The organism is Catenulispora acidiphila DSM 44928 (assembly GCF_000024025.1).
GTDB classification, from domain to species: domain Bacteria; phylum Actinomycetota; class Actinomycetes; order Streptomycetales; family Catenulisporaceae; genus Catenulispora; species Catenulispora acidiphila.
Genome location: NC_013131.1, coordinates 5,168,638 through 5,190,489 on the forward strand (window position 1 = coordinate 5,168,638; position 21,852 = coordinate 5,190,489).

22 protein-coding genes and 1 pseudogene are annotated in these 21,852 nt (G+C 70.8%); 10 read left to right on the plus strand and 13 right to left on the minus strand.

Features of this window, described 5'->3' with window-relative positions; translation table 11 throughout:
- Both CACI_RS22460 and CACI_RS45940 read left to right on the plus strand, forming a co-directional pair.
- Positions 1-513 carry a hypothetical protein gene (locus CACI_RS22460; RefSeq protein WP_015793131.1) on the plus strand — a complete coding sequence of 171 codons (513 nt, stop codon included), beginning with the start codon at positions 1-3 and terminating at the stop codon, positions 511-513.
- A 71-nt stretch (positions 514-584) separates the two neighbouring features.
- Positions 585-1,883, plus strand: coding sequence for a serine/threonine-protein kinase (locus CACI_RS45940; RefSeq protein ID WP_049871674.1), 1,299 nt, complete (start codon positions 585-587; stop codon positions 1,881-1,883).
- 45 nt (positions 1,884-1,928) lie between these two features.
- Here the strand turns inward: CACI_RS45940 and CACI_RS22470 are convergent, their stop codons facing one another.
- From CACI_RS22470 to CACI_RS22480, 3 genes are all read right to left on the minus strand, one after another.
- Positions 1,929-2,468 (minus strand): cysteine hydrolase family protein, encoded by a 540-nt coding sequence (locus tag CACI_RS22470; protein ID WP_015793133.1) that lies wholly within the window; start codon positions 2,466-2,468, stop codon positions 1,929-1,931.
- 130 nt (positions 2,469-2,598) lie between these two features.
- Positions 2,599-2,886, minus strand: coding sequence for an AzlD domain-containing protein (locus tag CACI_RS22475; protein WP_041542208.1), 288 nt, complete (start codon positions 2,884-2,886; stop codon positions 2,599-2,601).
- A gap of 29 nt (positions 2,887-2,915) precedes the next feature.
- Entirely contained in the window at positions 2,916-3,590 is a 675-nt protein-coding gene (locus tag CACI_RS22480) for an AzlC family ABC transporter permease (protein ID WP_223297614.1), read from the minus strand.
- A 171-nt stretch (positions 3,591-3,761) separates the two neighbouring features.
- Here CACI_RS22480 and CACI_RS22485 point away from each other — a divergent pair, with 171 nt between their 5' ends.
- Positions 3,762-4,298 (plus strand): helix-turn-helix domain-containing protein, encoded by a 537-nt coding sequence (locus tag CACI_RS22485; protein WP_041542209.1) that lies wholly within the window; start codon positions 3,762-3,764, stop codon positions 4,296-4,298.
- A 25-nt stretch (positions 4,299-4,323) separates the two neighbouring features.
- On the plus strand, positions 4,324-4,932 hold the full coding sequence (locus tag CACI_RS22490; protein ID WP_015793137.1) for a GNAT family N-acetyltransferase: 609 nt from the start codon (positions 4,324-4,326) through the stop codon (positions 4,930-4,932).
- A gap of 130 nt (positions 4,933-5,062) precedes the next feature.
- On the opposite strand, the gene CACI_RS22495 is transcribed toward CACI_RS22490, so the two are convergent.
- Entirely contained in the window at positions 5,063-6,121 is a 1,059-nt protein-coding gene (locus CACI_RS22495) for a methyltransferase (RefSeq protein WP_015793138.1), read from the minus strand.
- A gap of 184 nt (positions 6,122-6,305) precedes the next feature.
- On the opposite strand from CACI_RS22495, the pseudogene CACI_RS54345 reads away from it, so the two are divergent.
- A pseudogene (locus CACI_RS54345) lies at positions 6,306-6,806 on the plus strand (DUF998 domain-containing protein); the annotation flags it as partial.
- Here CACI_RS54345 and CACI_RS52670 read toward each other — a convergent pair.
- Both CACI_RS52670 and CACI_RS22505 read right to left on the minus strand, forming a co-directional pair.
- Positions 6,732-8,120 (minus strand): acyltransferase family protein, encoded by a 1,389-nt coding sequence (locus tag CACI_RS52670; protein WP_015793139.1) that lies wholly within the window; start codon positions 8,118-8,120, stop codon positions 6,732-6,734. The pseudogene CACI_RS54345 and the gene CACI_RS52670 sit on opposite strands and share 75 nt — an antisense overlap.
- 173 nt (positions 8,121-8,293) lie before the next feature.
- Positions 8,294-9,070 (minus strand): VOC family protein, encoded by a 777-nt coding sequence (locus tag CACI_RS22505; RefSeq protein ID WP_015793140.1) that lies wholly within the window; start codon positions 9,068-9,070, stop codon positions 8,294-8,296.
- Between the two features lie 192 nt (positions 9,071-9,262).
- On the opposite strand from CACI_RS22505, the gene CACI_RS51375 reads away from it, so the two are divergent.
- The 3 genes from CACI_RS51375 to CACI_RS22520 all read left to right on the plus strand — a co-directional run bounded on the left by CACI_RS51375 (position 9,263) and on the right by CACI_RS22520 (position 13,177).
- On the plus strand, positions 9,263-10,744 hold the full coding sequence (locus CACI_RS51375; protein ID WP_190276795.1) for a hypothetical protein: 1,482 nt from the start codon (positions 9,263-9,265) through the stop codon (positions 10,742-10,744).
- 342 nt (positions 10,745-11,086) lie between these two features.
- Complete coding sequence (locus CACI_RS22515; RefSeq protein ID WP_015793143.1) at positions 11,087-12,010, plus strand: ketopantoate reductase family protein; 924 nt, start codon at positions 11,087-11,089, stop codon at positions 12,008-12,010.
- 96 nt (positions 12,011-12,106) lie between these two features.
- Positions 12,107-13,177 carry a lysylphosphatidylglycerol synthase transmembrane domain-containing protein gene (locus CACI_RS22520; RefSeq protein ID WP_015793144.1) on the plus strand — a complete coding sequence of 357 codons (1,071 nt, stop codon included), beginning with the start codon at positions 12,107-12,109 and terminating at the stop codon, positions 13,175-13,177.
- A 20-nt stretch (positions 13,178-13,197) separates the two neighbouring features.
- On the opposite strand, the gene CACI_RS22525 is transcribed toward CACI_RS22520, so the two are convergent.
- From CACI_RS22525 to CACI_RS22545, 6 genes are all read right to left on the minus strand, one after another.
- Positions 13,198-15,210 (minus strand): dipeptide ABC transporter ATP-binding protein, encoded by a 2,013-nt coding sequence (locus CACI_RS22525; protein ID WP_015793145.1) that lies wholly within the window; start codon positions 15,208-15,210, stop codon positions 13,198-13,200.
- A complete protein-coding gene (locus CACI_RS22530; protein WP_015793146.1) occupies positions 15,207-16,196 on the minus strand; it encodes an ABC transporter permease in 990 nt (329 codons plus the stop codon). Before CACI_RS22530 ends, CACI_RS22525 begins: the two co-directional genes overlap by 4 nt.
- Entirely contained in the window at positions 16,193-17,155 is a 963-nt protein-coding gene (locus CACI_RS22535; protein ID WP_015793147.1) for an ABC transporter permease, read from the minus strand. The genes CACI_RS22530 and CACI_RS22535 overlap by 4 nt, the downstream gene beginning before the upstream one ends.
- A gap of 10 nt (positions 17,156-17,165) precedes the next feature.
- Positions 17,166-18,878 (minus strand): ABC transporter substrate-binding protein, encoded by a 1,713-nt coding sequence (locus tag CACI_RS22540; protein ID WP_015793148.1) that lies wholly within the window; start codon positions 18,876-18,878, stop codon positions 17,166-17,168.
- Between the two features lie 126 nt (positions 18,879-19,004).
- Positions 19,005-19,100, minus strand: coding sequence for an Ms4533A family Cys-rich leader peptide (locus CACI_RS53905; protein ID WP_317623749.1), 96 nt, complete (start codon positions 19,098-19,100; stop codon positions 19,005-19,007).
- Between the two features lie 188 nt (positions 19,101-19,288).
- A complete protein-coding gene (locus tag CACI_RS22545) occupies positions 19,289-19,867 on the minus strand; it encodes a TetR family transcriptional regulator (protein WP_015793150.1) in 579 nt (192 codons plus the stop codon).
- Positions 19,868-19,987: 120 nt separating this feature from the next.
- Between CACI_RS22545 and CACI_RS22550 the strand changes: the two genes are divergently transcribed.
- Positions 19,988-20,713: an SDR family oxidoreductase gene (locus CACI_RS22550; protein ID WP_015793151.1), complete on the plus strand. Its 726-nt coding sequence runs from the start codon at positions 19,988-19,990 to the stop codon at positions 20,711-20,713.
- 29 nt (positions 20,714-20,742) lie between these two features.
- Here CACI_RS22550 and CACI_RS22555 read toward each other — a convergent pair whose 3' ends face one another.
- On the minus strand, positions 20,743-21,249 hold the full coding sequence (locus tag CACI_RS22555; protein WP_015793152.1) for a GNAT family N-acetyltransferase: 507 nt from the start codon (positions 21,247-21,249) through the stop codon (positions 20,743-20,745).
- Positions 21,250-21,371: 122 nt separating this feature from the next.
- Here CACI_RS22555 and CACI_RS22560 point away from each other — a divergent pair, with 122 nt between their 5' ends.
- Complete coding sequence (locus CACI_RS22560) at positions 21,372-21,833, plus strand: cupin domain-containing protein (RefSeq protein WP_015793153.1); 462 nt, start codon at positions 21,372-21,374, stop codon at positions 21,831-21,833.
- Positions 21,834-21,852: the final 19 nt, after the last annotated feature.

Genomic DNA, 21,852 nt, shown 5'->3' on the forward strand with positions numbered 1-21,852 from the left:
ATGAAAGCGGTAGCCGAACTCGTCGATGAGCTACACCAAGGCGAAAACGACATGGTGGGACGTCTTCAGCGGACGGCGCACCAGCACGCCGCCGACTACGACGTCCGGCACGGCGCGACCCACCTGTCCGAATGGTCGAAGGATCACGTCTCGCGTCTGGCAGAGGCGGGTCGACGCTTCGGACTGGAGCTCTCCAGCACTACCGACGTCGACGGCGAAAGCGTCGTTCAGCAGACTCTCGACAAGACGGCCAAGGCGCTGCGGCACCGCCCCGAGCCCGCGCTGCTCCTGCTTCGAGACTTGCGCGAGCTCCACCTGTGCGCCGCCGGCAACAATCTCGGCTGGACCATGCTCGCTCAGGCGGCCAAGGCACTGCGCGACAAGGAACTCGTCCAGCTCACTGACGACTGCCAGCCGCAGACTGTCCGCCAGATGCGTTGGACCGAGACTCTGATCAAGGAACTGTCTCCGCAGGCGCTTGCCAGTATGTCCTCCGAGTCCGGAGAGAATTAACGGATTTCCGCACAGAACCTCCGTAATCGCGCCACATGTTAAGGGAGTCGAGAGCGGGTACCAGCGTCGCCATGCGCTACGTTCTGGGACGGCTGCTGGGCGAGGGGGCGACCGCGTGCGTGTATGCGGCGACAGACACGACGCTCGAGCGCGAGGTGGCCGTCAAAGTGTTCCGCGATCCCGACGTCGGACAGGCGCAAGCGGCGCGGTTCCCGGAGGAGATCAGGATCCTGACCTCCCTCGTGCACCCGCACTTGCTGCCCCTTTACGACGCGGGCCAGGACGGCGACGGTCGACTCTTCATGGCGATGCCGCTCGTGTCCGGGACCACACTGGCGCGGGCGATCGCGCGCGGTCCGCTGGCGCCGCGCGAGGTGAAGAGGATCGGGAAAGCTCTGGCGGATGCTCTTTCGCACGTCCATGTCCGCGGCATCGTGCACCGGGACGTCAAGCCCAGCAACGTCCTGCTCGACGATGACGGTACGCCGTACCTGGCCGACTTCGGCTTCGCACACGCCCATGACGGTCCGGTTCTCACCGCCAGCGACTGCGTTGTCGGCACGGCCGGCTACCTGGCTCCCGAACAGGCCGCAGGGTTCGCAGTGCCGCCGGTCGCCGACGTTTATGCCCTGGGCTTGGTGCTGCTCGAAGCTTTGACGGGAGAGCGGACCTACCGCGGCACGCCGCTTGAGCGCGCCGCAGCCAACGCGTTGCGTCCGCCGACGATCCCGGCGCGGCTGGGACCGGGCTGGCTGAAAGTGCTGCGCGCGATGACCGCCCAAGACCCGGCGATACGCGCCACTGCCGGCGAGGCCAAGACGCTGCTCGACCTGGGGGAGGACGAACTGCCCGAGGTCACTGTCTCCGACGCCACGATGGAAGTCGCACCGGTCATACCGAAGTCGGCGGACGCCCCGCTGCCGCCGGCACCGGACGAAGCGAGCGCCGCGGTCAAGCGGCCGGCATCCCAGCGCCGCCGGGTCAGAGTCGGCGCGGTGGCACTGACCGCATGCGCGGTGCTCGGGTTCGGCGCGGGAGCGAAGGTGCTGGCGCACGGCTCGGAGGCGACGCCCACTCAGGCGCCGACGGGTTCCGGCGCCGGAGCGGCGACCCCGCGGCAGATCGCGGTCACCGCTCCGCCCACAGCATCTACCTCGGGTCACAGCCCCGTCGAGATGCCGATGACGGTCCTGGCCTCGGCGCCGATTTCGGATCCAGCGACTCCTGCGAAGCGCCCGGACGCCGCCGTCGTGCCCTCGCACCCGCAGCAGCAGCAGCAGCCGGCGGCGGCGGACCGGCAGAAGGCCACCCCTCCAGCGAAATGTCCCCCCGGCCATAAGGGGAATGGCCACGACAAGCACAAGTGCTGAAGCTGCCCTCAAGCCGACGCGGCCAGGGGTGGCGCAGCCGCCGGCCTACGTGAAGTCGATCTCGTCGGCCGCCAGGATCTCGGCGCTCATGTTGCGCTCCATCATGGCCAGCGCGGCCTGTCCCAGGTCGGCGTCGATGTGGGCGACCGCGTCGCGCGCGACCACGACCGTGAGATGCCGGATGTGCGCGTCGAGCGCGGAGTACATGACGCACTGCTCGGTGACCTGGCCGCAGAGCACGATGCGGCGGGCACCGAGCTGGTCGAGCAGGTACTCCAAGGGCGTCTGGTAGAAGATCGAGTGGCGGGCTTTGAGGACGAACAGCGACCTCTCGTCCGGGCGCAGCGGCTCGACCAGGTCCGCGTGCGGGCCGCGCAGGGCGGTGTCCAGGAGTTCGTCGCGGTTGGAGTTCCAGCGCCCGAAGTTGTCGTTGACGTAGATGACGTCGGCGTCCGCGTCCCGCGCGCGGCTGATCAGCCGCTGCACTGCCGGGACGGCTTCACGCGCCGAGGGAACCAGCTTCTCGCCGTCCTCGTGCTCGTAGGTGCTGATCACGTCGATCACGATGAGTGCGGTCTTGGACATCGCCGAACCGATCTGCGCGTTGCGGGTCTTCAGACGCTCGAAGCAGCGTCGATGATCGCGTTCCTGCTGCCCGCACTCCGTGGGGGTAAACGGCTGGACCCGGGCTGGACCCGTCAGATCAGATCGCACCTCACCGGACCAGGCGGACCAGCGCCGCCACCGCGGCCGCCGTGAGGACCACCACCAGGAACGGCGCCTTGCGCCAAGCCAGTACGCCGCCGGCGGCGACCCCCAGTGGTCGGGCGAGGTCGGCGAAGCTGCGACCCTCGGTGAGGCCCGAGAGCAGGACCAGTGCTGCCAGCAGGACGACCGCGGAGGTCTCCAGGAGACGCTGTGCCCGGGAGGAGAACGTGATCCGGGCGTGCAGCATCGGGCCGACCAGCCGGAAGGCGAAGGTGCCGATTGCCAGGGTGGACATGGCGGCGAGTACGAGGGGCAGGCTGGATTTCACGCGACGGACCTCTCATGCCTGAGGCCTCCGGCGAACGGCACCCCGACCAGCGCCAGCAACTCCGGCAAACCCACTGGCAGGAAGGCGAAGGCGGCCATGGCTACCGCTCCGCCGACGAGTGCGGCCCGTAGCGTGTGCCGGTCGCGGAGTGCGGGCAGGATCAGCGCGAGGATGACGGCTGGGAACATCGCGTCCAGGCCCAGCGCGTCGGTGTTGTGGACCAGGGCGCCGAGAAGGCCGCCGGCCAGCGCGCACAGCGGCCAGACGGCGACGATTCCCAGACCGCACAGCCAGTAGGCGGCGCGTTTGCGGGGAAGGTCGTCCTGGGACAGCGCCAACACCACGGTTTCGTCGTTCAACAGGTGGGTGCTGGGGATCCGGCGCCAGCCGCTCTCGATGACGTCCGGCACCGCGAGCCCGTACGGGATGTGGCGCGCGTTGACCAGGAGTCCGGCCAGCGCGCCGGCGAAGGGATCGCCTCCGGCGGCGATGACCCCGACGAACAGCAACTCCGACGACGCCGCGAGGACCAGGAAGCCGGTGAGGACCGGCAGCCAGATCGGAAGGCCCGCCGCGACCGCGGTCGCGCCGTAGGAGACGCCGATCAAGCCGACCGACGCGCACATCACGGCGATGCCGCGGAGCAGGTCGCGGTCCATCGTTCTCCACATCGAACGCATGTAAGATACATTGAACGATGCCGAGGCGTTCGTCAAACTGGACGCCGTTCTATGAATCGAACGCAGATGGCGATGATCAGTATCAGTCAGGCCGCCGACGCGGCGGAGCCTCAGGATGAGGCAACACCCGGAAGCGCTTCGGCGCCGGCCGCCCGCGCCTCGATGCAGGCTCTGTCCGCGGCACTACGCCGTGAGCGTCGGCGCGCCGACCTGAGCCTGAGCGAGGTGGCCCGACGCGCCGACTTGTCGAAGTCCACGCTGTCCCAGCTGGAGTCCGGGATCGGGAATCCGAGCCTGGAGACACTGTGGGCACTGTGCACGGCCCTGGGCATCCCTTTCGGCCAGCTCTTCGACCCCCCACCGCCGCGTACCCAGGTGATCCGTGCCGGGTCGGGCGCGGCGGTGGCCGCCGAGCAAGCCGACTATCGCGTACTGCTACTGGCCACCTGCCCGCCGGGCGCGCGCCGGGACGTCTATCGTGTGGAGGCCGAGCCCGGATCGGTGCGCAGGTCCGATCCGCACGCGCCCGGCGTCGTGGAACACGTGGTGGTGTGCGCGGGGCGCGCGTTGGTAGGGGTGGCCGAGGAGCCGGTGGAGCTGGGCCCGGGCGACTACATCGTCTATCCCGGCGACGTCCCGCACCTGTTCGAGGCATTGGAGCCCGGCACATGGGCGGTCACGGTGTCGGAGCACGTGTGAGTTCTCTGACTATGAGGAGCACGCAATGAGCCCACGGGACCAGATCGTCCCCGCGCAGCCGCAGGACGCCACCGCACTGAGCCGCGTGATCGCACGGGCCTTCCACGACCTGGCACCCTCGGTGTGGCTGATCCCTGACAGCGAGGGGCGTACCCGCCTGTTCCCCGGCTACTTCCGCCTGTTCGTCGACGAGGCGATGGCCCGCGGACGCGTCTACACCACCCTCGAACTCACCGCGGTCGCCCTATGGCTTCCCTCGACCCCCAACGAGGAACCAGACTCGTCCGGCTACGACGCCGGCCTGCCGTCAGCCACCGGCATCTGGGTCGACCGATTCCGAATCTTCGACGCACTCCTGGCCGAGCACCACCCCCACGACACCGCCCACGACCACCTAGCCATCCTCGCCGTCGACCCCCACCACCAGCACCAAGGCATCGGCAGCGCACTACTAGCCGCGCACCACGACCACCTAGACGCCGAAGACCCACCCCGCGCCGCCTACCTGGAAGCCAGCGACGCCACCACCAGAGAGCTCTACCTCCGACACGGCTACACCGACCTCGACGACCCGATCATCCTGCCCTCCGGGGCACACATGTACCCGATGCTGCGCCGCACCAACGGCAGCTGACCAGGGCTCTACGATGGACCGCGTTCCGCCGCGCTCAACATCGCAACCCGTACGGAGATGCCGGTCGTGGCGAATTCGCTCGGCCGCCGCACCTGTTGGTGCAGCGGCCGACGGCGTTTTTGGTCGAGCCTCAGCCCGGGACCACGCATTCGAACGCGTGCAGATACGGGTTCACCGGTCGCACCTCGTCGACGCGCAGGCCCGCCTCGGTGAGCAGGGTCTGCAGGCTGGCGCGGGAGTGCTTGGCGCCGCCGACGTTGAGGAGGAGGAGGAGGTCCATTGCGGTGGTGAAGCGCATGGAGGGGGTGTCGTCGACGAGGTTTTCCACGACGACGACGCGGGCTCCGGGTGGGGCTGCTTCGACGACGTTGCGGAGGGTTCTGCGGGTGCTGTCGGTGTCCCATTCGAGGATGTTTTTGATGATGTAGAGGTCTGCTTGGACGGGGACTTCGGTGCGGCAGTCTGTTGCTATGAGGCGGGCTCGGGGGGACAGGGTGCCTGCTTCGTGGAGGCGGGGGTCGGCGCGGGCTATGACCTGGGGGAGGTCGATGAGGGTGCCGTGGATTTCGGGGTGCTTCTCCAGGAGGCTGGCCAGGACGTGGCCTTGGCCGCCGCCGATGTCGACGACGCTGGTGATGCCTTCGAGGTTCAGGAAGCCCACGAGGTCGGCTGCTGATTGCCGGCTGGAGTGGGTCATCGCCTTGTCGAAGACTTCGGCTGATGCGGTGGCGTCTTCGTGGAGGTAGGTGAAGAACTCCTTGCCGTAGACGTCGGGGAAGATGTTGCGGCCGGTGCGGACTGCCTCGTCGAGGTGCGGCCAGAGTTGCCAGGTCCAGGGCTCCGTGCACCACAGGGCGATGTAGTGGAGGCTGTTCGGGGACTCCTTGCGGAGCTGCCAGGACATGTCGGTGTGCGCGTAGCGGTCCTCGCCGGCGTCGGTGAAGACTCCGTAGCAGGTCAGTGTCCGGAGGAGGCGGCGCAGGGGTCCTGGTTCGGCGTGGACTGCCTTGGCCAGGTCCTCGACGGTCATCGGTTCCTCGCCGAGGGCGTCGGCGACTTCGAGGGACGCCGCCGCGCGGACGGCCGCAGCGCATGCCGCGCCGAAAATCAGTTCGCGTAGTCGCATCGCGGACTGGGGGGAGGAAGGCGCGGGAGAGAACTGCGGGGAAGGAGGGTTCGCGATGGTCATTGGCCGTCTCGCTCCTGAGTGTGGACTCCCCGACCCGAAGAGGTCAGCAGAATGACAATCACTTTATGAGAGATCGGCCGTGGGCTCCGCTTCTCGAGCCCGGATTGCCACCCTCTGGGTGACAGGGAGCGGCGACGGCCGATTTCGACGTGTTTGTTCGAGCCGCGGGGCTTACCGTGGATATATGTCGCTCATACCGTGGTGGGCGCTGCTGACTTCTGGTGCAGCCCCGGTGATCCTGATCGGCGGCTGGACGGCCGCGACGGCCCTCCAGCCCACGGGCTTCGACCCCTTCTCCCAGACCATCAGTGCGCTCGCCGCCTACGGGGCGACCGACCGATGGCTGATGACCTCGGTGTTCGCCGGCATCGGGGTGTGCTACTTCGTCACGGCGTTCGGGCTCAAAGGGGTGCGTCCGGCGGGGCGGCTGAGCCTGCTGCTCGGCGGCGCGTGTTCGATCGCGGTGGCGCTGTTCCCGGAGCCGGGCCACGGCGACACCACGACGCAGCACGTCGTGGCGACCGGGATGGGCTTCGCGACGCTCGCCGTGTGGCCGCTGCTGGCCGCCGAACGCGGGCCGGCCGCGCCCTTGCCGCTGCGGCCGGCGGTCTCAACCATCTTCACCGTGCTGGTACTGGTCGCCGCCGCCTGGTTCCTGCTCGAACTGCACGGCCACGGGAACGCCGGGGTCGCCGAGCGCGTGGTCACCGGCCTGCAGGCGCTGTGGCCGGTGGTTGTCGCCGCCGGGCTGCGGCGCGCGGCCGGTGAGAAGCGTCGCCAGCAGGCCGAGGGCGAACCCGCTCAGCGCCGGGACCGGGAGCCCGCCGTCCGGCGCGAACCCGTCCACGGCGAACATGGCCAGGCTCTGCGCGGCGGCGCCGATCCCGACCACCAGCAGTACCGGTGACCACCAGCCGACCGGCCCGATCCCGCCGGGCAGCCGCAGCATCGGCCGCTCGGCCCAGCTGACCGCCGCGACGACCGGGATGAGCACCAGCGTCAGCAGCACCAGCCAGATCGCCTTCTGCTCCCACCACTGCGCGCTGCCGATGGCGGCCTGCCCGAATACCCCAGTGGGGTACAACACCAGCGCGACCAGGAGCGCGGGCACGAAGTGCCACAGGTAGACGTTCATGACCACGCTGTTCAAGCGCCTGATCCGCCGCCACAGGCGCGGGCCGGCCAGCCGCCGGGTGAACCACGGCTCAGCCGCCAGCACCAGACCCGACTGCGCCGCGGCGAACGCCAGCAAGGCGACCGACGGCGGGTTCGTGTTGCCGGACCCCACCATGTCGACCTTGAACGCACCGGACGCCACCAGCCCCACCAGCAACGCCGCCCCGACCAGGGACAGCACGTACGGACGCCGGCGCGGCGAGGTGAGCGTGCCGTCCAACCAGAAGAAGCCCCACTGGTGGATGCCGCCCCACACGAACAGGTAGTTGGCGTATCCGACGAAGTGCAGGCCCGGCGCCAGCCTGACCACCTCGACCAGCCCGGTCGCCACCGCCATCGCCGCCGGCACCGCCAATCCCCAGCGCCGATGCGCCGCCAGCAACACCGGCGTGAGCGCGTTGAGCAGCAGGTAGACCGGCAGGAACCACAGGTGCAGCGCCGTCAGCCAGGCGATCTCGCGCAGCTCCGCCGACGGTACTTCCGCCGCCTGCGCGATCAGCACTCCGACCAGCGCCACGACGATGTAGGCCGCGGTCGGCCACATCAGCCGCATCACCCGGTCCCGGACCCACCGGGTCCAGGTCTGCCCCTCGCCGTGGTGCAGCTGCCACGAGCCGGCGTTGACGTAGCCGCCGACCAGGAAGAAGACCGGCATCACCTGCATGGCCCAGGTGACCCAGCGACCCCAGCGGATGTAGTCGATGGCATCGACGCCGGACAGCCGGCCCTGCTGGTAGGTGACCGAGACCAGCAGCCAGTGGCCGTAGACCACCCCGCAGATGGCCACGACCCGCAGCAGGTCCGCGTAGCGATTCCGCGTCATGTGTTCAGGCCAGCCTTAGTCGGTCCCCGACGATGGAGTTGAGGATTTCCCGACACCGCCAAGGCGAAGGTATCCCAGCGAAGGTATCCCAGATCATCGCGCACCAGGGACACGCGCGCATCGCAGACCATTGCGTGTCTTCGATGATGTGTCTTCGGCGATCGGGGCGTCCGCTACGCCGCCTCCGCATCCTCACCATCAGGCTCGTACAGCGCGAAGACCGCCCCCTGCGGATCGCGCAGCGTCGCGACGTAGCCCGTACCGGGCAGGCGGAACGGCCCGGCCAGGATCTGCGCGCCCAACTCCGCCGCCTGTTTCGTCGTCGCCGCGGTGTCCTGCGTCTTGAAGTACAGCAGCCAGTGGGCTGCGACGTCCTCCGGCACGCCGGTGGCGTTCATGTCCTGCACGCCGCCGAACTCGCGGCCGGCGGCGCTGAGGTGGGAATAGGCGTCGCTGCTGACCGACCAGCCGAGCAGGGACTGGTAGAAGGCGCTCGCCGCCGGGACGTCGCGGGTCGCCAGCTCCACCCAGCAGGCGGCTGCCGGCTCGTCCCAGAGGCCGAAGCCCTGGAAGGCGCGGGGCTGCCAGACGGTGAACATCGCGCCGGCGGGGTCGCGCAGCACCGCGAAGCGGCCGCTGTCGAAGATGTCCATCGGCGCCATCAGGACCGCGCCGCCTTCCTCGGCGGCTCGGCCCGCGGTGGCGTCGGCGTCCAGGACAGCGAAGGAGACGGTCCAGGCGACCGGTTGGCCGGGGGCGTAGAGCGGCGACAAGGCGGCGACCGGGACGTCGTGCAGGGCTGCGATGGTGTAGCCGCCCGCCTCGGTGCGGGGGTCGGTGGTGACGGTCCAGCCGAACAGGGTGCTGTAGAACTCGCCGGACTCCGGGACGTCCGCCGTGCCCAACTCGGCCCAGCAGGGGGCGCCGATCGCCGCTTCGGTCGGCTTCATGGGGTCTCCTCGCCAGGGTCCTGAGCCGGGCTCCGCCGCCCGGTCGCGAGCCAGGTTCGCAGGTCGCGGCAGCGTAAGGGAACGGATTCGGGCGAGGCGTCATCCGTTCAGCGCAAGCGATTCGTGTCGGCGGGTCCTGATCGCCCAGAGTTGGGCCCGTCTTCGGCAACCTCGGGCGGACGGATGGGGACCTTGGCCACACGGCTCTCGGCAACGGCGGCAGCGATCGGGCTGGTGGGCGGGGTGCTCGCCACGTCGTCGGCGGTCGCCGCGGTACCGTCGGCGCCCGCCGCGCCGGCCGTTCCCGCCTCGGGCTCGATCCCGTTCTCCGTCGCCGACCCGGACACCGCGCCGCGCCCGGTGGTCACCGTCGCGATCGGCGGCGTCCCGCTCCTGCTCCTGCTGGACACCGGCTCCACCGGCATCCGCGTGGCCGCCGACAAGATCCCCGGCAAGGCGGTCGCGGTCACCGGACCGGCGGCGGCCTACGGCTACGGCAGCGGCATCCAGCTGCACGGCGACCAGGCCGACGCCGACGTCGCCATCGGCGAGAACCACACCGGTCCGCTGCCGATCGAGCTGGTCCGCTCCACCGACTGCTTCACTGACAAGCCGGACTGCCCGGCCGCGCACGGCGTCAAGCCGGCGATGTTCGGCGGGGTGCTCGACGGCATCATGGGTGTCAGTCCCGAGGAGATCTCCGGACTGGTGAATCCGTTGTGGGCGCTGCACGACGCCGCCGGGAGGCACCTCGGCCGACAGTTCGCGGTGCGGTACGACCCGGCCCAGGTCAGCGGCGAGGTCATGCTGAACGTTCCCGCTGCCGGGTACGGTCTGGTGCAGCTGCCCCGGACGCCGGACGCCGGCAGCCATCACCGGGGCGCTACCAGCGGTTACGACGCGCGCGCCTACGTGAGCTCATATACGGGCTCGTATGCCTCCCGCGCGGGCGCGCTACGGGATGGCGCCCCGGCGACGAACCGCCCCGAGGCGGCCGCCCTGGCGATGCCGCCGTCCTGGAACCCGCGCGCCGTGCAGACCTGCGTCGAGGGCACCGGGCTGCGCAAGACCTGCGGACCGGCGATGTTCGACACCGGCACGCCCGAGTTCGCGCTCAACGTCCCCGGTGGTCCGGCCGGGGTCTGGCCCTCCGGGCGCTCACTGGTCGTCGGCGTTCCGGCGGCGGGCTGGTCGGCCGCCTACAGCACCGGCGCGGGGAACGGCGTCACCGTCGCCGACGAGCCCTCGACCGCGGCTTCCGGCACGCTGATCGGGCTCCCGGCGTTCGCCAAGGGTCCGATCCGCTTCGACCTGGAGGCCGGCACGGTCGGCTTCCCGGTGGCGGCGGCGTCGAACGTGGCGAGCGCGGCGACCGTGCCGCAGCAGCGCGGGCTCGTCGAGGCCGCCTTGGCGCCGGCTGCCGTCCAGCCGACGCCGACGCCTCCGCCGTCCACGCCGAGTCCCACGCCGAGTCCCACGCCCAAGCCCAAGCACGTGACCCCCAAGAAGAACTACCCGCGGCTCCCCTTCCACACAGGCAAGAAGGCCCGCAGCCTCCCCGATACCGGAGTCCCCATGTCAGCAGCCCTCGGCGCCGTCACCGCCCTGACCGCACTGCTCGCCGGCATCGGCACCGTGCTGGCGGCCCGCCGCCGGCCCGACCACGAGTCCTGATCCGGTGTCCGGCTGCCGGACCCGGAGCGCGGGATCGTTGCGGCAGCCGAACAAGGACCACTTGTGGCCGTCGCAGAGGTCGTAGACCGGCGCGCGCCGGCTCGGCGTGGCTGAGGCGGCCGATGCGGCGGCACTGACCGGAGCCAGCGACAGAGCGACGACGGACGCGGCGGCCAGGCGCGCGGCGCTTCGGGGGTTGATGAGTGCTCTCATACCCTCCAGGGTCCCGATCCGCCGGGCTCTATGCCGCATCCGTTGCTCCGAACGGATGATCTCGGGAATGATCACCCGCGTGGCGTGGTTCGCCACAGGAGGACTGTCGTCTCCCAGGAGGGGTGCGTAATGCGGATTCTCGTTGTCGGAGCCGGAGCCACCGGCGGGTACTTCGGCGGACGGCTGGCGCAGGCCGGCCGCGACGTGACGTTCCTGGTCCGCGAGGGCCGTGCCCGCACCCTGCGAGAGCGGGGTCTGCGCATCGTCGGGCTCGGCGAGCAGACGGTGCTGGAGCCCCGGCTCGTCACCGCCGACACCATCGACGGTCCCTACGACCTGATCCTGGTCACCGTGAAGGAGTCCGGTCTGACCGGCGCGGTCGCGGACCTGGCGCCCGCGGTCGGTCCGGACACCCTGATCGTGCCGGTGCTCAACGGGATGCGGCAGATCGACGTGCTGGTCGAGCGGTTCGGCGAGCAGGCCGTGCTCGGCGGCATCGCCTACGTCATGACCACGATCGACGCCGACGGCGACATCCTGCGCCTGGCCGGCATGCACCGCCTCGCCTACGGACGCCGCGACGGCAGCGTCGACGACCAGGTCCGCGCCGTCCACGCCGCCTTGTCCGACGCCGGGTTCGACACCGCGCTGTCCGAGCGGATCCTGGGGGCGATGTGGTCGAAGTGGACCTTCATCGCCGCGCTGGGCGCGGTCTGCGTGCTCGGCGGCGGCACCGTCGGCGAGGTCGGCGCGGTCCCCGGCGGCACGGCGCTGGCCGAGGCCGTGCTCGCCGAGGCGGCCTCGGTCGCGGCGGCGGCCGGACACCCGGTCTCGGAGCAGGAGATCGGCGTCTACCGGGGCATGCTGACCGCGCAGGGCAGCGACGACACCTCCTCGCTGTTCCGCGACCTGTCCGCCGGGCTGCCGGTCGAGGCCGAGCAGATCTTCGGCGACCTGGTGGCGCGCGCCGAGGCGCTGGACGTCGCCGTGCCCTCGCTGGCGGCGGTGGCGGTCCGGCTCCGGGTGCACAATGCGCGCGTGGCCAAGGAGTAGTCGGCGTCTCCTAGACCGGCGTGATTGGTTAGCCTCCTTCCTTATCAGGGGTGTTCTTGTCAAGGCACTCTTGGCAGGGACGGAGGGGGCTTCGTTGTGGGGAAGGTCGGTGGCCGGGGGCGGCGCGCGGCCGGGGTGCTGATTCCGGTGGCGGTGTGCGTGGCGGCGTTCGGATGGGGGCTGCCCAAGCTCGCGCCGTATCACGGGGTGCTGAGCACCCTTCGAGAGCTGACATCCGGATGGGCAGTCCTGGTCCTGGCCGCCGCTGCGGTGAACCTGCTGGCCAACTGGCTGTTCATCGCCGCCGCGATCCCCGGGCTGCCGCTGCGGCGCGCGGCGGCGGTGAATCTGGCCTCGACCGCCGTGGCGAACACGGTCCCGGCCGGCGGCGCGGTGTCGGTCGGCGTGAGCTGGCGGATGCTGTCCAGCTGGGGACTGAGCCGCCGCTCGTTCGCGGTCTACACCGGGGTCACCGGCGTGTGGAGCACGCTGGCCAAGCTGGCGACGCCCTCGGCGGTGGTGCTGGTGCTGGCCGCCAGCGGACGGCTGACCTCCGGGAACGGCGCCGTGGCGACCCTGTGCCTGGGCGCGGCCATCTGCGCCGGGGCGTTCGTCGCCGGGGTGGTGCTGGTGCGCCGGTCCCTGCGTGACGAGCGCGCGGCGCAAGCCGTCGGCCGCGGGGCGCAGCGCTGGGCCGACCGCCTGTTCCGCCTGGTGCGACGCACCGCACCGACCACCATCGCCGCCGCGGTGGTGCGCTTCCGCGACGACGCGGTGGAACTCCTGCGGGTACGCAGCCGCCGCCTGACGCTGGCCAGCATCGGCAACGACCTGGGCTGGCTGCTGGTGTTCCAGACATGCCTGCTGGCCTGCGGAGTACCGCAGTCGCAGGTGCCCTGGAGCCGCTGCCTGGCCGGGTTCGCACTGGCGCGCGTGCTCTCGGCGGTCCCGGTGACGCCGGGCGGCGTCGGCGTGATCGAGATCGGACTGACCGCCTATCTCGCAGCCGGTCTGGCGGCGCCCGAGACAGCGCGCGTCACGGCGGCGGTGCTGCTGGCGCGAGCACTGACATACGTGCTGCCGATCTTGTTGGGACCGCTGGCTTATGCCGGGTGGCGGCTGCGGCGGCCGACTCCGGGTGTGGAGTCGGCCGCCGCTGACGGTTAGGCGGGCGCCAAGCCGGTGGCTCAGACCACTGCTGCCGCCAGCGCCTCGCGTCGGCGCAGCCGCTGGGCTCGGGCTGCCGCCGGGTCGACGATCGGGACGGCGTTCAGGAGGGTGCGGGTGTACTCGTGCTGGGGGGACTGGAACAGGGTTGCGGCGTCGGCGAGTTCGACGATCTTGCCGTAGCGCATCACTGCTACGCGGTCGGCGACTTGGCGGACCACGGCCAGGTCGTGGGCGACGAAGACCAGGGTGAGGCCGTATTCCTGCTGGACGTCGCGCAGGAGATCCAGGATCACGGCTTGCGTGGAGACGTCCAGGGACGCCACTGGTTCGTCGCAGACCAGGAGTTTCGGGCGCAGGGCTAGGGCGCGGGCTATGCCGACGCGTTGGCGCATGCCGCCGGAGAACTCGTGGGGGAAGCGGTCGTAGGACGCGGGGTCCAGGCCGACCTTGGTCATGAGGTCGGCGACGGTCGCGCGGATCTCAGAGTCCGAGGACTGTCCGGCGATGCGCAGGGGATCGGCGATGGTCTCGCCGACCGAGCGGCGCGGGTTGAGCGAGGACAGCGGGTCCTGGAAGACCATCTGCAGGTCGCGGCGCAGTGGCCGCAGCCGGCGCTCGTCGAGGGCGGAGATGTCGGTGCCGCTGAAGACCACGCGCCCCGCCGAGGGCTCCAGCAGCCGCACGAGCATGCGCGCCAGGGTGGTCTTGCCGCTGCCGCTCTCGCCGACCAGGCCGAGGGTCTCGCCGGCGCGCAGCTCCAGGCTGACGCCGTCCACCGCGCGAAGCGGCTCGGTCCGGCGCCCGAAGACGGCGCCGCCGCGGCGATAGTGCTTGGCGACGTCTTCGATGCGGACCAGCGCCTCATCTGGACGCGGCGAGTCGGCAGCCGACGAATCGGCAGCCACCGGATTGGCAACCACCGGGTTGGCAACCACCGAGTCGGCAGCCGACGAGCTGGCAGCCACCGAGTCGGCGGCCACCGGGCTGGCAGTCAAGGAATCAGCAGCCACCAGGCTGGCAGCCAACGAATCGGTAGCCGACGAATCGGCAGCCACCGAATCAGCCGTCACCGAATCGGCAGCCGACGAATCGGCAGCCACCGAGCCGGCAGCCACCGAATCAGCCGTCACCGAATCGGCAGCCACCGAGCCGGCAGCCACCGAACCGGCGTCCCCGCCCCCCGACACCCGAACCCGCTCCGGCAGCGGCGAATCCAACCGCGGCATCGCCGCCAGCAGCCCTTGCGTATAGGCATGCTGCGGATCCAGCAGCACCTGCTCCGCCGAGCCGGTCTCCACCGCCGCGCCCTCGTGCATCACCACGACCTCGTCGGCGGTGCCGGCGACCACGCCGAGGTCGTGGCTGATCAGGACCAGCGCCATGCCGGTCTCGGCGCGGACCTCGTCGAGCAGGTCCAGGATCTGTGCCTGGACCGTCACGTCCAGCGCGGTCGTCGGCTCGTCGGCGACCAGCACCGCCGGACGGCAGGCCAGGGCCATGGCGATCAGCGCGCGCTGGCGCATGCCGCCGGAGAACTCGTGCGGGTGCGCGCGGTAGCGGCGTCCGGCGTCGGGGATGCGGACCTGCTGCAGGACCTCGATCGTGCGGGCGCGGGCCTCGGTGCGGGAGGCCTTGGTGTGCAGGCGGTAGACCTCGGATATCTGGTCGCCGATGGTGTGGAAGGGGTCCAGGGCGGTCAGCGGGTCCTGGAAGACCATGGCGATCTTGGAGGCGCGCAGCTTGCGGACCTCGGTGTCGGTCGCCGAGACCAGGTCCACGCCGTCGACCAGGACCTGGCCGGAGACCCGGGCCGAGGTGCCGCGGTGCAGGCCGAGCAGGGACAGCGCGGTGGCGCTCTTGCCCGAGCCGGACTGGCCGACGATGCCCAGCGCCGCGCCGGTGCGGACCGTGAAGTCCAGGTCCTTGACCGCGTGCGTGACACCGCCGCCGCGGACCGGGAAGTCGATGCTCAGGCCCTTGACCTCCAGCACCGGGTTCGCCGCGGTCGTGCCGGCGTTCGTCGCGGTCATGCCAGCTCCACTCGGGGGTCGATCGCCGCGTACAGGATGTCGGCCGCGGCGTTGGCCAGGACGTAGACCGCGCCGGCGGTGAGCGTCACGCCGACGATCACCGGCAGGTCGGTGCTGCCGACCGCGCTGACCAGCGCCTGGCCGATGCCCGGCAGGCCGAACATGGTCTCGGTGAGCACCGCGGAGGTCATGATCCCGGCCAGGTCGATGGCGGCCATCGTGACCAGCGGGGTGAGTGCGCCGCGCAGCACGTGCCCGGTGATGACGCGCCGCTCGGGCAGGCCGTAGGCGCGCGCCGTGCGGACGTGGTCCTCCCCGAGCGTCTCCAGCGTCTGGGCCCGGGTCATGCGCGCGTAGGCGGCGGCCTGGATCAGCGCCAGCGCGAACCACGGGAGCAGCAGGTTCTGTGCCCAGCCGGCAGGGTCCTGCGTCAGCGGCACGTACGTCGGGAACGGCAGCCACTGCAGGTCGGCGCAGAACACGATGAGCAGTACCAGCGCCACCAGGAACACCGGGGTGGCGTAGCCGACCAGGATGACGGCGTTCAGCCCGTGGTCCAGCCAGCGCCGCCGGCTCAGGACCGTGACCAGCCCGGCGCCGATGCCCAGCAGCAGCGACAGCGCCATCGCGCCGAGCGCCAGCGAGGCCGAGACCGGCAGCGCGGTGCTCAGGATCGTGGTCACCGGCTGGTCGGTGGCGAAGGAGTAGCCCAGGCACGGCGCGGGGCAGTGCTGGACGCTGGGCCCGGAGGAGAAGTCGCGTCCGGCGAAGATGGCGTGCAGGAAGGACAGGTACTGGTCCGCCAGCGGCCTGTCCAGTCCCATCGAGGACTTCACGACCGCCAGCCGGTCCGGCGTGCAGCCCTTGCCGCAGGCCAGCAGCGCCGGGTCGGAGGGTCCGGCGTAGAAGAGCCCGTAGACGATCGCCGACAGCGCCAGCAGCACGATCGCCGCGCCGATGATCCGGCGGACCAGGTAGCCGATCACGGCGCGACCTCCGTGTTGCGCGGGTCCAGGGTCCGGCGGACCCCGTCGGCCAGCAGCGTGAACGCCAGCAGGGTCAGGAACAGCGCGCCGCCGGGGACGAGCACGTACATCACGTCCGGCCGGAACCACGTCGTGCCGGCCGAGAGCATCTGTCCCCAGGACGGCGTCGGCGGCCGCACCCCGACGCCCAGGAACGACAGCCCGGCCTCGGAGATCATGTTCGTCGGCACCAGCAGCGCGGCGTAGGTCAGGATCGGCGTCACCAGCCCGGGCAGGATCTCCCGCCGGGCCACGCGCAGCGGCGGCGCGCCGGAGAGCTTGGCGGCGGCCACGTAATCGCGGGTGCGCAGCGACAGCGCCTGCCCGCGCGCGAGCCGTGCGGTACTGCCCCAGCCGAGCACGGCGATGACCACGGCGAGGATCAGCGGCCGCGGCACCGAGCCCGGGACGATCGCCATCAGCCCGATCGCGAACAGCACCGACGGGAACGCCAGCGTCAGGTCGGTCAGCCGCGACAGCACGGCGTCGGTGGCCCGCCCGCCGAGTCCGGCGGCGATGCCGACCGAGACCCCGATCAGCACCTGCAGCACGGTGGCGCCGAGCGCGACGCCCAGGGAGATCCGGGCGCCGTAGACGAGCCGCGCGAACAGATCGCGGCCGGTCTGCGGCTCCACGCCGAACCAGTGGCTCGCGCTGATCCCGCCGAGCGAGCCCAGGGGAGTGCCGCCGCTGGCGGAGTCGACCAGCTCCGGGTGCAGGGAGGTGGTGTTCTGGCCCTCCAGGGCGGTCAGCAGCGGCGCGAAGAGCGCGACCAGCACCATCACCGCGATGATGGCCATGCCGGTAGCGGCGGCCTTGTCCTTGCGCAGGCGCCGCCACAGCGCGCCGCGGCTGCGGGGGACGGGCAGCGGCGGCGACGACGGGCCGGAGCCCGCCGCCGCCTCGGTGAGGATGGTCAACGCAGCGGCCTTACTTGACCGACACGCGGGCCAGGTCGTACTGGCCGCGCCAGCCGTCCGGCACCGCGTCCTTGACGTTCTTGCCGAACAGGTAGACGTCCTTCTCGTAGAACAGCGGCACGGTCAGCGCCTGCTGCCCGAGCTTGGCGTCCAGCGCGCCCCAGCGGGCCTGCGCCTGCGCCGGGTCGGTGATCGCGTTGATCGCGTCGATCTCGGCGTTCACGCCCGGGTCGTTCAGCTGCGCCATGTTGAAGTTGCCGCCGCTGTCGATGATCTCGCGGCCGTCGAAGATCGGGATCAGGAACGGCGCGCCGGAGGGCCAGTCGGCGCCCCAGTACTGCAGCGAGACGCCGGGCTCGCTGCTGGGCTTGCCGGTGACGTCCTGGTAGCTGTCGTCGTCCACCGGGTTCAGCTTCACCGTGATGCCGGCCGCCTTCAGCGCGTCCTGGATCGCGGTGGCCTCCTTCGGCCCGAGGTTGTTGGCGTCGTCGGACTGGTGGAACAGCGTGATCGTCAGGCCGTTGGGATACCCCGCCTGCGCCAGCAGATCCTTGGCCTTCGCCGCGTCCCCGGTCGCGCCGGCCGGGAAGTCGTCGTAGGGCTGGTAGCCCAGCGCCTTCTGCGGCGGCAGGAAGGTGGTCGAGGCGCCGGCCACGGCGGTGCCGCCGGCGGCGTTGACCGCGGTGGTGCGGTTGATCGCGTAGGAGACCGCCTCGCGGACGCGGATGTCGTCGAACGGCTTCACCTTGGTGTTGAACGCCAGGTAGGTCGTCGCCGGGAACTCGCCGCGCGCCACCCGCTTGGCCAGCGAGGGGTTGCTGTTCAGCTGCGCCAGCTGGTCCGGGCCGATGGTGGCGTCGGTGGTGACGGCGTTCGCGTCCTGGCCGCTGCCGGTGGCGATGCGCTGGTTGATGACCGCGGGGTTCAGACCAGAGGTGACGTCGATCTTGTCCGGGCACGCGTAGCGCAGCGGGTCGCTGGCGGCGGACCAGTGCGGGTTGCGGACCAGGTCCAGCGTCTTGCCCTTGTCGTAGCTGGCGACCATGTAGGGCCCGGAGGAGATCGGGTGCTTGTCGTAGTTGACGCCGGTGTCCTTGGCCTTGGGCACCGGGGCGAACTGCGTGGCGGTGGCCAGCAGCGGGAAGTCGCCCTCGGGCTTGCGCAGGTGGAAGATGATCGTCTTGGCGTCCGGGGTCTCGATCGCCGCGATACCGTTCGGGTCCTTGTACGGGCCCTGATAGTTCGAGGCGTCGACCAGCCAGTCGCGCAGGTACGGGGCGCCGCCGGGCAGTTCGGGGGCGAAGGAGCGCTCGATGCCGTACTTGACGTCCTGCGCGGTGATCGGCGTGCCGTCCTCGAAGAAGATGTCGCTCTTAAGGTGGTAGGTCCACGTCTTCGCGCCGTCGCTCGGCGTGCCGAGGTCGGTGGCCAGGTCCGGCGCGGGCTTGGCGCCGTCCTGCCCGGGCTGCCGGTTGCGCGTGGTGAGCGTGCGGAACAGTAGCGAGGGGATGTTGCCGCCGCCGGAGGTGTAGATCCGCGCCGGGTCCATCTTGCTGATGCTGTCCTGATTCAGGACTTCCAGGGTGCCGCCCTGGCAGGTCTTGGGGTCGAAGGCGGCCGAACCGGCGGTGCCGGTCGAGGTGTGGCCCGCTGACGACGAGCACGCGGCCGCCCCCGCGGCGACCAGCGCCAGGGCAGCCGAAAGGACGGCTATTCTCCGCATGGGAAAACCTCTCCGGGGAGACGAGGAAGACGAGGGAAAGCAGTGCGCGCCGACGCGGGCGGGCACTGAGGAGAAGCGAAGCGCTTGAGCACAGGGGTCCGCGGCAGATCGCGCGGAGAGGGCCGGTTAACGGCTACAGAGGATGTCCGCGACGCAGTGGTTCGTCACAGCGAGCAGCGCGCGTTCCAAGAACGCCATGCGGGCCGTGATGATCGGGGACATGTCTAGAAGGTAGGTCGGGATTCGGGCGAGGGTCAAACCGGTTCGGTATATGGACAAGACCTTGATGCGATCGTTACATGGGGGTGCCCGGGCCGAGATCGTCCGACGCCGGCATCCCATGGGCATGAGGCCGTTATGCCCAGGCGATGTCAGGGTCATGCGATTGGATCAAGCGCTTTGGCGGGCGATCAGTCCCGCTGCGCGATCGGTGCCAGGGCGCTGGTGAGTTCGGCCGCGGCTTCGTGCACGTAGACCGGGAAGTCCGCGCCGTCCGGCTCCTCGGTCCAGCCGGCGAACGCGGTCCGGAACACCGCGATGCCGACGTCGGCGAGCAGCCGCGCGGCGGTGCCGGACGCGCCGCGTTCCTGAAGCGCTTCGGTCAGGGAGTCGGTGACGGCGGCGAGCTTGGTGCGCTCGCGCTCCTGGAGTTCGGCGCTGCCGGCGACGACGCGGCGGCGCTCGGGGGAGCGGGGGACGTTCCGGGCCAGGATCGTGCCGGTGTCGGCGAGTCCGGCCAGGAGCGCCTCGGCCGGACCGAGCGCGGGGTCGGCGTCGCGCACCGCTTTGGAGATGACCGCCGGCAGCCGGTCTGAGCCGGCGAACAGCACGTCGCGCTTGTCGGCGAAGTAGCGGGAGAACGTGCGGCGGGTCAGCCCGGCGTGGTCGGTGATGTCGCTGACGGTGACGTTCTCATAGCCGCGGTCCAGGAACAGCGCGAGCGCGGCCTCGCGCAGGCGGTCTTCGGCACTCGGCTCCCAGCGCGGCATGGCCGCAGTCTAGCAGTGATGACACAGTGAGACATCGTGCGCTACCGTGATGTCTCAGTGAGACATCACGGCGGCTGTCCGTCCCTGAGGCAGCCGCATCGCACAGCAGGAGGACGGATCATGGCACTGACCGGACACCGGGTCGTCGTCATCGGCGGCAGCTCGGGCATGGGACTGGCGACGGCCCGGGCGGCGGCGCTCGCCGGCGCGAGCGTGACGATCGCCTCGAGCGACAAGGGGCGCCTGGACGCGGCGCTCGCCGACCTGCCCGACGGCTGCGCCGGCGTCGTGGCCGACACCACGGACGAGGACGCCGTCGCGGCGCTGTTCCAGCAGGTGGGCCGCCTGGACCACCTCGTCTACACCGCCGGCGACGCGGTCGCGCCGCACCCGGTGGCCGAGCTGCCGCTCGCCGAGGCGCGCCGGCGGCTGGACGTGCGCTTCTGGGGCTCGGTCGCGGCGGTGAAGCACGCGATCCCGTACCTGAGTCCGACCGGCTCGATCTCGGTCACCTCCGGCACCGTCGGCGTGCGCCCGGTCCCCGGCTTCGCCCTCGGCGCGGCCGGCGTCGGCGCGATCGAGGGTCTGGCGCGAGGCCTGGCGGTGGAGCTGGCGCCGATCCGGGTGAACGTGGTCCGCGCCGGCGCCATCCGCACGCCGATGTGGGACCGCGTCCCGGAGACGCAGCGCGCGACGATGTTCGCCGCGATGGCGAAGCGGACCCTGACCGGCACGATCGGCGAGGCGGAGCAGATCGCCGCGACGCATCTGTACTTGATGGAGAACGAGTTCGTCACCGGGACGGTGATCACGGTCGACGGGGGTTCGGTGCTGACCGGAAGCTAGGCCGGGAGCCAGATCGGTAGCGCGATCAGCTACACCTGCTTGCGCATCACCATCGACGCCACGGCGTAGCCGCTGCGCTCGTACAGCGCGATCGCCGCGGCGTTGTCGCTGACGACGTTCAGTCCCAGGGTGCTCTGTCCCTCGGCGGCGATGAGCTTCTCGACGGCGGCGAGGATCGCGGTGCCGTAGCCGCGGCGCCGGTAGTCGGCGAAGACGTTGAGGTCGTACAGCCATGCCGATCGCGCCGTGCCGGCGGCCTGGCTCGGGTCCGGGCCGACCCAGGCGTTGCCGACCGCCTCGCCGCGGGCGTTCTCGGCGGTCAGCAGGTGGTGGCCGGCGGTTTCCAGGCCGTCGGGCAGGTACTTCGCGGTGCCGTGCGCGACGCGCTCTCGGGCGAGTTCCTCCGGCATGGCACTGCTCAGTACGCGTACCGACTCCGCCTCGCGCTGCTCGGTCGCGGCGCGGTACTCCTCGGCCGTCATCGTCCGCAGCGTGACGTACTGCGCGGTCATGTCGTCGTCTCCGTACGCTTCCATCCGCTCATCCTCGCAGCGGGTGCGCGGTGGGTGCCAACCCGGCGACGTGTACGTGCCTTGATTCCGCGCTTAAGCGGACGATATCGTCCGCTTAAGCGATCAAGAGCGGAACGGAGTTCGCCATGAGCATGGCCTACGTCTCACAGCCCGATCAGCAGCAGAAGCTCGAATGGCTCGACGGGGGGACGCTCGCGATGCTCCTGGACGGGGCGGCCACCGATGGGAACCTGATGATCGGCCGCTTCGACGTCGCCGAGGGCGAGGCGCCGCCCTACCACGTGCACACCCGCGAGGACGAGGTCTTCCTGCTGATCAAGGGGACCGCGCTGGTGTGGTGCGACGACCAGGAGTACGAGCTGTCCGAGGGCGGCGTGGTCTACCTGCCGCGCCGGCATCCGCACGGCTACCGCATCACCTCCAAGCGTGCCGACCTGCTGATGATCAACACGCCGGCCGGCATCGAGGGCATGTTCCGCGCCGTCGGCCGCGACCTGAGCACGCCGCGCCCCGAGGGCTTCGAGATCAAGCCGGACCCGGCGGTCTCCGAGCAGTACGGCAGCGCGATCGTCGGACCGCCGCGCTAAGGAGCGAGTCCTCACATCA